The 587-nt window shown below is 28.8% G+C and carries 1 protein-coding gene; it reads right to left on the minus strand.

Annotated elements, in window-relative coordinates; genetic code table 11:
• Positions 1 to 587, minus strand: a 587-nt coding sequence (locus J5224_RS34170) for an AAA family ATPase (RefSeq protein WP_264629289.1), incomplete at both ends; no start/stop codon positions are given.

The raw sequence follows: 587 nt of genomic DNA on the forward strand, positions 1-587 counted from the left end.
TTGAAGGGTCTTAGGTTTAAGCTATTATGCCCAAAATGGTTTTTTAGAAAAAGATTTATTTTTTCTGCACCATAGCTTTCATCTCTTTGTTGATCAAGAAGATTTTGAATATCAGTATTGAAACTATTGATTTGTTCTTGTATTTTATTTTTTTCCTGCTCAAGGGTTTTATACTCATTTACTAAAGAGGCTATTTTTTCCTTTTCTTTAATATAATTAATGTCAATAATGAACTTACTTACTTCTGTAAGGCGAAGGATATTTCTAGCTGCATCTTGATCACTCTTCAGATTTCTTATTTTAGTATTATGCGCTTGTCGAATACTTTCCAGAGAATTATATATGGCTTCTAAATCATAACTTTCTTCAATGATTATTGAAGGCATCGGTGTAAATATTTCTTTGAGTCTCTCTTGCAACGAATTTTTCATGCTCATTAAGAAATTATCATATAAAACAATCTCTTTGCTAAATCTAGATAATACGTCAAAATAGTCAGTATGTAATAATGAATAAATCTGTTCCTGATTAATAGGTAGGGATGTTGGTAATGTATTAATTACAGTATCTATATCAGAAATGAGATC

This window comes from Candidatus Symbiopectobacterium sp. NZEC135 (assembly GCF_025962695.1).